10 protein-coding genes and 1 pseudogene are annotated in these 12,492 nt (G+C 60.4%); 6 read left to right on the top strand and 5 right to left on the bottom strand.

Annotated elements, in window-relative coordinates:
* The first annotated feature begins 100 nt into the window (after positions 1-100).
* The gene (locus A6F49_RS02540) at positions 101-1,033 is read left to right on the top strand and encodes a DUF368 domain-containing protein (RefSeq protein WP_043056927.1); all 933 of its coding nucleotides are present in this window, start codon (positions 101-103) and stop codon (positions 1,031-1,033) included.
* Positions 1,034-1,040: 7 nt separating this feature from the next.
* Here A6F49_RS02540 and A6F49_RS02535 read toward each other — a convergent pair whose 3' ends face one another.
* Together A6F49_RS02535 and ppsA are read right to left on the bottom strand one after the other, a co-directional pair.
* The gene (locus tag A6F49_RS02535; protein WP_043056928.1) at positions 1,041-1,895 is read right to left on the bottom strand and encodes a pyruvate, water dikinase regulatory protein; all 855 of its coding nucleotides are present in this window, start codon (positions 1,893-1,895) and stop codon (positions 1,041-1,043) included.
* Complete coding sequence (ppsA, locus tag A6F49_RS02530; RefSeq protein WP_043056929.1) at positions 1,896-4,304, bottom strand: phosphoenolpyruvate synthase; 2,409 nt, start codon at positions 4,302-4,304, stop codon at positions 1,896-1,898.
* Positions 4,305-4,467: 163 nt separating this feature from the next.
* Between ppsA and A6F49_RS02525 the strand changes: the two genes are divergently transcribed.
* From A6F49_RS02525 to A6F49_RS18370, 3 genes and pseudogenes are all read left to right on the top strand, one after another.
* Positions 4,468-4,704: a hypothetical protein gene (locus A6F49_RS02525; protein ID WP_043056930.1), complete on the top strand. Its 237-nt coding sequence runs from the start codon at positions 4,468-4,470 to the stop codon at positions 4,702-4,704.
* A 43-nt stretch (positions 4,705-4,747) separates the two neighbouring features.
* A pseudogene (locus tag A6F49_RS18375) lies at positions 4,748-5,092 on the top strand (NUDIX hydrolase); the annotation flags it as partial.
* A 105-nt stretch (positions 5,093-5,197) separates the two neighbouring features.
* Positions 5,198-5,539 carry a metallopeptidase family protein gene (locus tag A6F49_RS18370; RefSeq protein ID WP_043056948.1) on the top strand — a complete coding sequence of 114 codons (342 nt, stop codon included), beginning with the start codon at positions 5,198-5,200 and terminating at the stop codon, positions 5,537-5,539.
* A 71-nt stretch (positions 5,540-5,610) separates the two neighbouring features.
* Here A6F49_RS18370 and A6F49_RS02515 read toward each other — a convergent pair whose 3' ends face one another.
* Both A6F49_RS02515 and A6F49_RS02510 read right to left on the bottom strand, forming a co-directional pair.
* The gene (locus tag A6F49_RS02515; protein WP_043056931.1) at positions 5,611-7,182 is read right to left on the bottom strand and encodes a GMC family oxidoreductase; all 1,572 of its coding nucleotides are present in this window, start codon (positions 7,180-7,182) and stop codon (positions 5,611-5,613) included.
* A 157-nt stretch (positions 7,183-7,339) separates the two neighbouring features.
* A complete protein-coding gene (locus A6F49_RS02510) occupies positions 7,340-8,269 on the bottom strand; it encodes a helix-turn-helix domain-containing protein (protein ID WP_052504686.1) in 930 nt (309 codons plus the stop codon).
* A gap of 169 nt (positions 8,270-8,438) precedes the next feature.
* Between A6F49_RS02510 and A6F49_RS02505 the strand changes: the two genes are divergently transcribed.
* Together A6F49_RS02505 and A6F49_RS02500 are read left to right on the top strand one after the other, a co-directional pair.
* Complete coding sequence (locus tag A6F49_RS02505) at positions 8,439-10,790, top strand: alpha/beta fold hydrolase (protein ID WP_067605498.1); 2,352 nt, start codon at positions 8,439-8,441, stop codon at positions 10,788-10,790.
* A gap of 32 nt (positions 10,791-10,822) precedes the next feature.
* The gene (locus A6F49_RS02500) at positions 10,823-11,671 is read left to right on the top strand and encodes a 3-hydroxyacyl-CoA dehydrogenase (protein WP_043056932.1); all 849 of its coding nucleotides are present in this window, start codon (positions 10,823-10,825) and stop codon (positions 11,669-11,671) included.
* A 313-nt stretch (positions 11,672-11,984) separates the two neighbouring features.
* On the opposite strand, the gene A6F49_RS02495 is transcribed toward A6F49_RS02500, so the two are convergent.
* Positions 11,985-12,344 carry a hypothetical protein gene (locus A6F49_RS02495; RefSeq protein WP_043056933.1) on the bottom strand — a complete coding sequence of 120 codons (360 nt, stop codon included), beginning with the start codon at positions 12,342-12,344 and terminating at the stop codon, positions 11,985-11,987.
* Positions 12,345-12,492: the final 148 nt, after the last annotated feature.

The following is a 12,492-nucleotide window of genomic DNA, read 5'->3' as shown; positions in this document are numbered from 1 at the left end:
GTATCCTGTTTTACATTTTGCAGATTTCCACTTGCGCGTTCGTGGAGCAGGCACTCAGGCAGCTACACTAATCTAGGCCTGATTCAAGGATTGTGAGTAGATGCGCCCAGACACCCCCACCCGAAAAACTTCGCTGATCGGCAACCTCATTCGCGGCGTGCTCATCGGCATTGTGGAAACCATCCCAGGCATCTCCGGCGGCACGGTCGCCCTGGTCGTGGGCATCTACAAACAACTCATCGAATCCGCCTCCGCCATGATCCACTGGGGCCTGTCGCTAGTCCGCGGACGGCGCGACGAAGCCCGCGAATACTGGAGCCATATCTCCTGGCGCCTGCTCATCCCCTTAGGCATCGGCATGGTCGCCGCAGTCTTCACCGTCGCCGGCCCGGTCGTTGACTTATATGAAACCTACCCCCAGCGTATGCGCTCGCTATTCTTCGGCATGGTCGCAGCCTCCGTCATGGTCCCACTGCTGATGGTCCGCGACGACGTCGCCTACCGCAAAAAACGCCTCGACTGGCGCCACCTGGCCATGTTCATCGCCGGGGCCGCAGTCGCTCTTATCGTGCTGTCACTGCCAGCCACCCTGGCGCTGGAACCGCACTGGTACATCGTGCTGCCCGCCGCCGCCATCGCCGTCTCCGCACTCGTACTCCCCGGGCTTTCCGGCTCGCTCGTACTGCTGACCCTCGGCCTCTACGAACCCACCCTGCGCGCAGTCGAAGCCCTCGACCTGGGGTACATCGGCGTGTTTCTTGCAGGCCTTGCCATCGGTGCAGTCGTGGTGGTCCAGTGCATGAAATGGCTGCTGGAACACCACCACGCCACCACCCTGATCATCCTGTCCGGAGTCATGATCGGTGCCCTGCGCGCCCTATGGCCGTATCAAAATGACGACGGCGTCCTGCAACCCATTTCCGACGGCGTTGGCCTGAACATTCTGCTGGCGATTATCGGTGCTGCGGTTGTCACCGTGATGGTCATCGCCGACCGAAAGATGAGCCGACATGCACCCCAACCCGTCCATTAGTAGAGCGCTATGATGATAAGTTCATCCGCTGCAGGATGGTCGCGGAGATCTCCTCGACCGACATAGACGCCGAGTTCACGTAGGGGATGCCGTGCATTGCGTAGAGATCCTGAGCGTTGCGCAGTTCCCAGCTGCACTGGGATAACGAGGCGTAGTTGCTGCCCGGCCGACGCTCCTGACGAATCTGGCTCAGCCGCGCCGGCAGGAACGTCAGTCCGAAGCATTTGCTGACAAAGGGGCGCAGCGGCTCCGGTAGGGTCTGGCTGGTAAAGTCCTCGTCGATCAGCGGGAAGTTGGCGGCCAGGACGCCGTGCTGCAGCGCCAGATACATCATCGTCGGGGTTTTGCCACATCGCGAGGGTGCAATCAGGATCAGCTCAGCCCGATCTAGAGCGCGGATGGACTGTCCGTCGTCGTGCTCGATGGCATACTCGACGGCGGCGATGCGCGACTGGTATCGGATGGCGTCGCCAAGGCCGTGGGCCCTGCCAGGTTCTGGGCTGGCCGTAGTCTGCAGGGCGTCCTCCAGCTGGGCGGTATGGCTGCCGAGCAGATCGATGAAGTGCCCGTTGCTTCGTGACAGCAGCGCACGGATGGCCGGGTTGACCACCGTGGAGAAGATGATGGGCCGCTTGTCTGTTAATGCGACAGTGTTGATGTCTTGGACTACGTTTTCGGCTTCCTCGACGGACGCGATGAAGGGAACGGTGTGGCGTTGAAATCTGTGGTCGGGAAACTGAGTCAGCAAGGAATTGCCCAGTGTTTCGGCGGTGACGCCGGTGCTATCCGATAGGAAGAATACCGCGGAGGCGGGCTGGCTGGGCCCGGCCGCCGCGGTGTCTAGGCTATGTGCGTCGGTCACTTAGAGTTCCGCACCGGTTCCGGCCTTGGCTAGGAGCAGCCAAGTGTCGATCACGGCGTCGGGATTCAGCGAGATCGAACTGATGCCCTGCTCCAGGAGCCATTGCGCAAAGTCCGGATGGTCGCTGGGTCCCTGGCCACAGATGCCCACGTATTTGCCACGGGCACGGCAGGCGGAAATGGCCATTTCCAAGAGCTTGGTGACCGCCGGGTTCCGTTCGTCAAACGCCCCGGCAACCAGTGCTGAGTCCCTGTCCAGGCCGAGGGTGAGCTGGGTCAGGTCGTTGGAGCCAATGGAGAAGCCATCGAAGTAGTCCAGAAACTCATCGGCCAGCAGCGCGTTGGTTGGCACCTCGCACATCATGACGATCTCCAGGCCGTTTTCGCCGCGGACCAGCCCGTTGGCGGCAAGCAGCTCGATCACGCCGCGCGCCTCGTGAAGGGTGCGTACGAAGGGGACCATGAGCTTGATGTTCGTCAGGCTCATCTCATTGCGAGCGAGCTTTAGTGCCTCGCACTCAAGCTCGAAGGCCTGACGGAATGATTCTGAGAGATACCGGGAGGCTCCTCGGTATCCGATCATGGGGTTCTCTTCGACCGGTTCGAAGGCGGGACCGCCCAGGAGGTTGGCGTATTCGTTGGACTTGAAATCCGAAAGCCGGATAATCACTGGTTCGGGTGCGAAGGCCGCGGCGATGGTGGCAATGCCTTCGGCAAGACGCTTTACGTAGTAGTCCCGCGGCCCGTCGTATGCCGTGATTCTTTCCTGGATTTCTCGCACGGTATCATCCGAGAGAGTGGCTGGACGCTCTATCTCACCGGCTACGGCCAGCAGCGCATTGGGATGGATCCCGATCTGACGGTTGATGATAAATTCCAAACGGGCCAGCCCGACGCCGCTGTTCGGGAGCCGGGAAAAGCTGAAGGCCTGTTCGGGGGTGCCGACGTTCATCATGATCTTCACCGGTGCCGGCGGCATCGTGTCTAGGGTGGTCTCTTGTAGTGAATAATCCAGCAGGCCTTCGTAGACAAAGCCTGCTTCGCCCTCGGCACAGGAGACGGTCACCGGCGTACCGTCGGCCAGAACCTTGGAGGCATCCCCGGTGCCGACTATGGCCGGAACACCCAGTTCCCTGGCGATGATAGCGGCGTGACATGTGCGCCCGCCACGGTCGGTGACGATGGCTGCGGCTTTCTTCATGATCGGCTCCCAATCCGGGTCGGTCATATTCGCTACCAGGACGTCGCCGGGCTGGAACGAGGCCATCTGGTCGATTGAGGTCAGCACACGGACCTGGCCGGAGCCGATGCGCTGGCCGATGGCCCGGCCCTCGGCCAGGACAACAGAGCGTTCATTGAGTGTGTAGCGGGAAACGGTACCGGTAGCCTTGCGGGACTCAACGGTTTCGGCACGGGCCTGCAGGATGTACAGTTCCCCGTCCATCCCGTCCTTGCCCCATTCGATGTCCATGGGTCGGCCGTAGTGGGTTTCAATCGCCACCGCGTGCCGGGCTAACTGCTGGACTTCCTCGTCCGTGAGACTGAAGCGACTGCGCTGCGCCAGGGGAACGGGCACGAAATCGACGGTCCGACCAATCTCCTGGGACTCGGTGTAGGTCATCTGCACGGCTTTCTCTCCAAGCCCACGCTTCAGAATCGCAGGACAGCCGGCCGCCAAGGCAGGCTTGTGAACGTAGAACTCGTCCGGGTTCACCGCGCCTTGGACCACCGATTCGCCCAAGCCGTAGGAGGAAGTGATAAAAACCGCGTCGGTAAAACCTGACTCGGTGTCCATGGTGAACATAACTCCTGAGGCACCCAGATCGGAGCGAACCATGCGTTGGATACCGGCCGAAATGGCCACATCTGCGTGGGCAAAACCGTGATGGACCCGGTAGGCGATGGCCCGGTCGTTATACAGAGAGGCAAAGACGTCCTTGATCGCGCGCAAGACATTCTCCACGCCCCGGATGTTCAGGAAGGTCTCCTGCTGGCCGGCAAAGGAAGCGTCGGGCAGGTCCTCAGCCGTGGCACTGGAGCGCACTGCCCAGGAGACGTCGGTATCCCCGCCGTGATTATCGGTCAGCGTGGCATAGGCGGTGCGGATCTGTTGGTCGAACCCGGCCGGGAATGGGGTCTGGACGATCAAGTCCCGAATCTGTGTCCCTGCCTGCGCCAAGGCTTCGACGTTGTCGCTGTCTAGACCCTCAAGGATTCCCGCGATGCGCGTGTCAAGGCCGGACTCTCGCAGGAAGCGCCAGTAGGCATCCGCGGTTGTGGCGAAACCGTCTGGGACTTTGACCCCAGCCGCGCTGAGACTGCGGATCATCTCGCCAAGCGAGGCGTTTTTGCCGCCGACTCGATCAAGGTCGTCGAGGCCAAGTTCGGAAAACCAAAGAACGTCGGTCATAAAGGGTGCTCCTTGCAGGAAACGCTCATAAAAGCGCCGGGACGAAACGTGCTGATACCCAAGGCTATATGATGTGACCCTAATCATGGAGATCTCGTTGTACGTTGAATTGGTAGTCCCATGGAACTGGTAAGCACAGGGTGCCGCTCGATGAGTATGTGTCATGGATTCCGGCGCACCGTTTATCGACACCTACGAAACCCCGGATTGCAAGTATCTCGCCGTCGTTGCGCTTGAGGAACCGTTCAATCAAGAATTTGTCAGTGTTGTAGGTATCGCAGACGCCATGCCGAACCAGCTCCGGCTCCCCGCGTTAGTCTCACGCAGCCTGCAACACCGGAAGCTCCCACAGTTGCCGGCGATGCTGACCCCGCAACGATCCTGGAATCATGGGGCGTGATATGGCACGCCCGTTGGTTGCGGCCTGTGATTAGATAAGTTCCATGACCGCGCATCGCTTGAACCCGTCCATTAGTGTTTCGGCCGTTGTTCTAACCAATGACGACGGTCAAGTCGCGCTGGTTAGGAAACGCGGAACCACCGCGTTAATGTTTCCTGGTGGCAAGCCTGAAGCTAGGGAATCCTATTTGGCTGCTGCGGTGCGGGAGGTCGGCGAAGAACTCGGACTGGTTCTAGCACCAGGCGACCTCGAATACCTTGGAGAATACGTCACTCCTGCGGCCAATGAAGCCGACACCGAGCTGTACTCCGAGGTGTATCTGGGCCACGTGCCCTCTGGTGTGCACGTGGCGGCACAAGCCGAAATTGCTGAGCTCCTTTGGGTTGTCCCGAACGACGTCGTCATCAACGATGGTCACCTACTGGCTCCGCTGAGCGCACAGGTGCTTGATGATCTCGTTACCGGGCGGGTGCCACAGGCCAAGCCGCTTGAGATGTCGCTAGAAGCATTCGAAGTCCTGGTTGGCGAAGAACTGGATGCCCTTCCCGACGAGATGGTGGGCGGCTTAGACAATGTGGTGTTTGCGGTGGAAGATCGACCCGAGGACGGTTCGCTGGATTTGCTCGGAGTTTATGAAGGCCACGCTTTATCCGGCCGCGCGGACTACGGATATATGCAGCTGCCGGACCGCATCGTGTTATTTCGTGAACCTTTATTGGCTGCGTGCACCGATACGGCATATCTGCGCGAAGAAGTCCGCGTGACACTGATCCACGAAATCGCGCACTACTACGGCATCGACGACGCCCAGTTGCACGAGCTGGGCTGGGCGTAAACAGGAAGCGGTGGCAGATCGGGACTGCATTTCCCCGAACTGCCACCGCTGTAGCCCTGAGCTACTGTGCGTTAGGCACGTGAGCTGAGAGCTGCTGTGACCTGGCTTGGAGCCTTGGCAATATCAACCCCGGTCAAATGAGCCGCGGCACGTTCAGCAATCATGATGGCTGGTGCATTGGTGTTGCCGGTGGGTACAGCAGGCATGATCGACGCGTCAGCAATCCGGAGCCCGGTCAGACCGTGTACCTGGAAGGTGCGGGGATCCACAACAGCCAGCTCATCGAGTCCCATTTTGCAGGTGCCTACCTGGTGGTGATACGTCACGGCAGTATCGCGCACGTACTGCTCGAGGTCTTCATCGGAGTCGGAGACTTCGGGGCCCGGGTAGACCTCTTGTGGTCCCCAATCGGCCAGCGCTTCGGTGCTGCCCAGTTCGCGGCACTGGCGAACCGACGCAACGAGTGAATCGACATCGGCTTGATCGCGCAGCGCGCCGAGATCAATGTTGATCGGGTCGTCAGGATTTGGTCCGCTCAGCGTGATTTCACCGCGCGACAGCGGACGCACGATCCCCGCGACCAGCGAGAAGCCATTGTCCGGGCCGCTCATCGAGTCCAAGAAGTACATGGGTAGCGCAAAGTGAATCGGCTGGGTGTCCGGGACAGCCAAATCCGGGCGGCTCTTCCAGAACAGATGGGTTTCTGCTGCGCCAACTTCGGAGGCCGGAACTTCGCGTTTGGTGGTCGTATAAATAACCGGCGAGAGCAGATGGTCGTGCAGATTCTTGCCCACCCCCGGCACATCATGCACCGGATCGATGCCGACTTCGCGCAGTTCTTCGGCCGGCCCAATACCCGAGCGCAGCAGTACTTCAGGTGAACCGATCGCACCGGCGGTCAGCACGGTCTCTGGCGCGCGCAGCGTCTGGGTCTGTCCCTCATAATCAAATTCGACGCCGACGACGGTCGCGTCTTCGACCAGCAGACGACGGACGAGTGCGCCAATGTAGATGCGCAGATTGGGGTGGTCTGCGATCGGTTTAAGGTAGGCATGCCAGGTGTTGAACCGCTTGTTATTGCGTACATTGAGCTGCATCTTCGAAACGCCGTCAACCACACCCGAGTTGTAGTCGTCGTTGCGTTCGATGCCCATTTCTTGGGCGCCTTCCAGGATGGAATCCTGGATGGGGTTCATCGGGAAGTCTTCCACCACATCGAGCAGGCCGTCGGCCCCGCGCAGTTCGGACTCGCCGCCGTCGAAGGCTTCGATGGCCTTAAAGACGGGCAGGACGTCGTCCCAACCCCAACCCGGACAGCCCAGGTAATTCCAGGTGTCGTAGTCTTGCTTCGCGCCACGTACCCAAATGGCCGCGTTCAGGGCGTGCGAGCCGCCCATGACCTTGCCGCGTGGCAGGTTGAGCTTGCGTCCGTTGCAGCCCTCTTGTTCGGTGGTCTGATAGGCCCAGTCTTCCGGGCCGCCCCACAGTGCGCCGGCTTCGGCAAGGTTCGGAATGATCGGGTTGGTGTCTTGTCCGCCGGCCTCGAGTAGGGCGACGCGGTGTCCGGCGTCGAGCAGACGGCGGGCGATGACGTTGCCCGCTGATCCGGCGCCAATGATGATGTAATCGAATGCTGAAGTCATGTGTTCCTCCATGTTGCTACGTGACGTGTCTCACGACTGGGCTTGTGCCCCAGGCTAATGCGAGGGGTGGGTCATGTGCTGGTCTAACTGTGCACGCCGCTTGCCCAAGTGTGCACGGCACAGTATCCGCTACGGTGGGGTCAGCGAGGAGTAGAGGCTACTGCGGCATGACTTCGGTTGGGGAGACCCCGAATTCTTGTTTGAACACCCGGCTGAAGTGCGAGGTGTCGCTGAATCCCCAGCGGAAAGCGATCTCGGTGACCGTGGTTGAGGCGGTTGCGTTGGACAGGTCGCGGTGAGCGCGTTCTAACCGTTGCTGTCGTACCCAACGGGCCACCGTGGTGCCCGATTCAGAAAAGATCGAGTGCAACGAGCGCACCGAAATCCAGTTGGCGGCGGCAATTGAGTTCACGTTGAGCTCTGGGTCGCCAAGGCGTTCGAGAACTGATTGCTGGATGTCGGCGAGTAGTTCGGTGCGTTGCCCGGCGTCGGCGTCAGAGACCGGGGCGATTCCGGCGTCGACTAGGTCGAGCAGCCCGGTCACGGCACGGTTGACGGCGTCGTCGTTGAGTTGATCCATCTCCCGGATGAGCGCTCGCAGCTGATCGGCGGCCAGCGACAGGATTCCGGCACCCGGTTGGGCGGCCAACGGATAGGTTAGCTCGGGTGTGGTGGCTACGGATTTTGGGGCGCGCGGTGCAGGAATGAGCAGTGACAGCTGCCGGTGGTGGGCCGAGGTGCTGAACGCACCGGCATCGTTACTATTCCAGACGAAAAGGTCCCCGGGGTGCAGCGTGAATTCTTGGCCCCGATACGTGCAAGTCAGCGTGCCTTCAACCTGCAGTTGGACGCCCACGAGGGGCGGGTCCTGGGGCAGAGCCTGGCGGTGGCCGTCAAAGGCGTCGCAGCCGACCTCGGCCAGACGCACAGTGCCGGTGCGGCGGTAACGGATGGTCGCACTATAGTCCTGCGGGCTCGGTGTTGTCAGGTCCCAGTCCAAGTGCAGTGACCGCGTCTTGGTGGTCCAGGCGGCGAAACGCTCGGCCGGTTGGACCGTATCGGTAGACCAGGTTTGCACCTGCGTCATCAACGGCTCCCTTCAAGTTTGCACAGTCAGGCCATCGGACGTGCACAGTTCGTCATGCGATCCACGTCACATCGCAATAGGCTGCTTTCTAAATTATATGCGATCCGAATCACATGACCCGCGGTGACGACGGGCATGGCGCCGGACCGCTCAGTTGTGAGGAGAGACCATGACTCAGGCTATTGAACATGTTGACGTATTGATTATTGGTGCCGGCCTGTCCGGTGTTGGTGCGGCAGCGCATCTGGTGCGCGAGTGCCCAGAGAAGAGTTTTACGATCCTTGAATCCCGCGACGCAATGGGTGGCACCTGGGATCTGTTCCGGTATCCGGGTATCCGCTCGGACTCCGATATGTACACGTTCGGCTACACGTTTAAACCGTGGGAGCAGCCCAAAGCGATTTCAGACGGCCCTTCGATCAAACGCTATATCGAAGAGACTGCCGAAGAATACGGGTTCACGGATCGCATCCGTTTTGGGCGCAAGGTACGCTCCGCGCACTGGTCGACCCCGGATGCTCGGTGGACGGTAACAGCCGAGCACGACGGCGAGCCGGTGACGTTCACGGCGTCGTGGGTGATTAATGCGACCGGCTATTACCGCTACGATCAGGGCTACCGGCCCGAATTCGCGGGCGAAGACCGCTTCACCGGCCAGATTGTGCACCCGCAGCACTGGCCCGAAGACTTGGACTATAGCGGCAAGCGCGTCGTCGTTATTGGTAGTGGGGCCACCGCGGTGACCCTGGTGCCGAGTATGGCCGAGGACGCCGCGCACGTGACAATGCTGCAGCGCACCCCGACCTATATTGCCTCGGTGCCCGGCGCGGAGCCGCTAGCTAAGGTGCTGCGGCGGGTGCCAAGTTCGATCGCATATCCGGTGCTGCGCTGGAAGAACATGCTCAGCCGGCAGTTGCAGTATTCTCTGAGCCGCAAGAACCCGGACATGGTGCGCAGCAAATTGCGCAAAGACGCCGTCGGGCTGCTACCGGAAGGTTACGACGTCGATACGCACTTCAATCCGCCCTATGATCCATGGGATCAGCGCATTTGTGCGGTTCCGGACGGGGACCTGTTTGAGGTGATCCGCGAGGGCAAGGCCTCGATTGTCACCGATCAGATTCGCACGTTCACCGAGCGCGGGATCGAGCTGGAATCCGGTGAGCACCTGGACGCCGATATTATCGTGACCGCCACGGGGTTGAACCTGCAGTGGTTCGGGGGCATGGAATTGGCCGTTGACGACGAGCCGGTCGACCTGGGTCAACGCTACGCGTATAAGGGCATGATGATTTCTGGGGTCCCGAACCTGAGCATGGTCACCGGGTATACGAATAACTCATGGACCCTGAAGGCCGATCTGGTGGGCCGATATGTGTGCCGGTTGCTCAACCACATGGATGCCAACGGGTATGCCTCGGCCACCCCGGTTACCCCGATCGGCGAGCAGCCCCAACCATTCCTGGATCTGGACTCGAGTTACATTCGACGTGGCATCGACACCATGGCCAAACAGGGCACCGAAATGCCTTGGCGGTTGTACCAAAACTACGTCAAGGATCGCAAAGTCTTTGGCACCCGAAATATTGCCGATGAACACATGACGTTCCAGCGCCGTGGCGAAACCGGTGTCGAACCGTTGCGCGCCCCGGACACCCGCGTAGTGAAAGTCAATGGCAAGAACGTGCGCTACCGGGATGCCGGCGACGGCGTGCCCGTCGTGCTGGTGCACGGGATCGGTCGCAGCCTGGAAGACTGGAATGAACAACATGAACTGCTCGAAGCCGATGGTCGCCGGGTAATCAGCGTGGATCTGGCCGGTTTCGGGGAATCCGAGCCGCAACCGGAAAAGAACACGTTGCCGCTGCTCGGCCGCTTCCTTGGCCAATTCTTAGACGCGATCGGTGTCACCGAACCGGCCCACCTGGTGGGCAACTCGCTGGGTGGTGCGGTCGTCATGCAGCTGGCTGCTCAACAGCCAGACCGTGTGGCCAGCCTCGTGTTGGTGGGCAGCGCCGGTTTCGGGCGCGAAGTCGCCCTGCCCGTGCGGCTCATGTCGGTCCGACCAATCGGTGCGGCCATGCTGGCCAAACCCAGCCGTGCCGCGACCCGTCGCCTCGAAGAAAGCCTGTTCCACAACCCGGCGTTCGTCACCCCCGAGCGCATCGAAGTGGGCTTTCGCCTGTCGGCCCGTCCCGGCGGCAGCGACGTCTTCCTCGACACCGCCGCCGACCTGGGCACAATTCGCGGCGCCCGCGATGAGTGGCGCCGCGAATTGATGACGACGCTGGCCGGATTGCAGATCCCAACCTTTGTGATCTGGGGTGAACAGGATCAGATCTTCCCGGTCGCCCAACTGGCCGCCGCCCGCGCGCACTTCCCGCACGCCCGAACACACGCGTTCCCGGCTACCGGGCACCTACCGCAGGTCGAACAGGCGGCCGAATTTGCGAACCTGGTGAGCGAGTTCTGGGCCGAGCTGCCCACCAGCCTCACCACCGCGCGCAAACACGTCGCCTAGATCCCATTACCATCACATAAGGAGCACGTAGCATGCAGCATCTGACCGTCCTGGGCGCCGGCGTCCTGGGATCCCAAATAGCCTTCCACGCCGCCTACCACGGTAAGCAAGTGGTCATCTATGACCTCAACGATGACGCCCTAGCGAAATTGGACGACCGGTGGGCGCACCTGGCGCCCATGTATCTGCGTGACCTCCCGGATGCCACCGAGGACCGCCTGGCTGCGGCGGTCCAACGGTTGGCAACCACCAGCGACCTTGCAACGGCGCTGAAAGATGCGGACCTGGTGATCGAAGCCGTCCCAGAAATCCTGGAAATCAAACGTGAAGTGTGGGCCAAAGTCGGGCAGATCGCACCCGAGCAGACGATTTTTGCGACGAACTCCTCGACCCTGCTACCCAGCGACATCGCCGAGGCATCCGGTCGGCCCGAGCAATTCTTGGCCATGCACTTTGCCAATGACATTTGGCGGTTCAACACCGTCGAGATCATGGGGCACGCTGGCACAGTCACACAAGCCATCGACGCCGCCGTGGCCTTCAGTCAAGAGATCGGGATGATCCCGGTGCGCCTGTACAAGGAACAGCCCGGTTACATCCTGAATTCGCTGCTCATCCCATTCATGACCGCCGCCGCCAAACTCTACCTGCACAGCGTCGCCGATATCGCAGACATCGATGCCACCTGGCGCAAAGGCACCGGTGCGCCAATGGGGCCGTTCGAAATCTATGATCTCATCGGCATGGAAACCCCATACAACCTCAACATCCAAAGCAATGACCCGGAGCTGCGCGCCTTCGCACAGTTACTGAAACGGGATTTCATCGACCAGGGCAGGTTGGGCCGCGCCGTCGGCCGGGGCTTCTACGACTACGACTGACTGATTCCAGCTAAATAAGCGTCCCTAGAACAGCGGCATCCGGAATATGCCGCTCCAAGGCACCAGATTTTAGCGCAGACATCGTAAATCAGCTTGACCACGCCGTTGGGGTACGCGGAGGGAAAGACCCGCTTGCCTGTACCAAGGACCAACGACGACGGTCAGGTAGCCCTGGTTCGCAAACGCAAGACCAGCGTATGTATGTTTCCGCGTGGACAACCGGAGCCTTCTAGACGACGAAAGTTAGCTCCGTGAGGTGTCGTATTGATGGCGTTACTGCTCCTGGGGCGGCGCGACGCAAAATACTGGAACTTTACCAGAACACAGCAATGGCGATGTTGATGAGAGTCAGGCCACCCACGCTGTGGGCCAAGCCGGTCGAGACTGTTTCATCGCGTTTGACTTTACGGCGGCCAAGAATTGCTGCGATGAGAATTGCGATCAGGACCACGAGCTTGATGCCAATCTTCATGTGATTGATACCGGCACCATCGTCACCCGCCGTCATTTCGGCGATCCCTACAAGCAAAAGACCTGTAATGAGCTGGATCCAAGCACCGACATGCTGCCAGTAACCTACCGTTGGGTTTTTGAATGACGCTAGCCAACCTCCAAGTAATGCTGCCGCGCCTACGATGTGAAGAAAGACAAGAAAAGTATAAAGAAAGTCCATGTCCGTCATCCTACAAAGATACTTGAAACTGGGCTGAGGTGAACTGAGCACCTCTATCCGTGTGGTAAATCGCCTGGTCAGGGTGGAGATACCCCTGATCACGGGCCATGGCCAACGCCCCGATGCATAGGTCGGTGCGCATGTGATT

This window comes from Enteractinococcus helveticum, assembly GCF_001657475.1.
GTDB lineage: Bacteria > Actinomycetota > Actinomycetes > Actinomycetales > Micrococcaceae > Yaniella > Yaniella helvetica.
The sequence above is the reverse complement of the archived record's forward strand: the minus strand, read 5'-3'. Positions and strand labels throughout refer to the sequence as shown.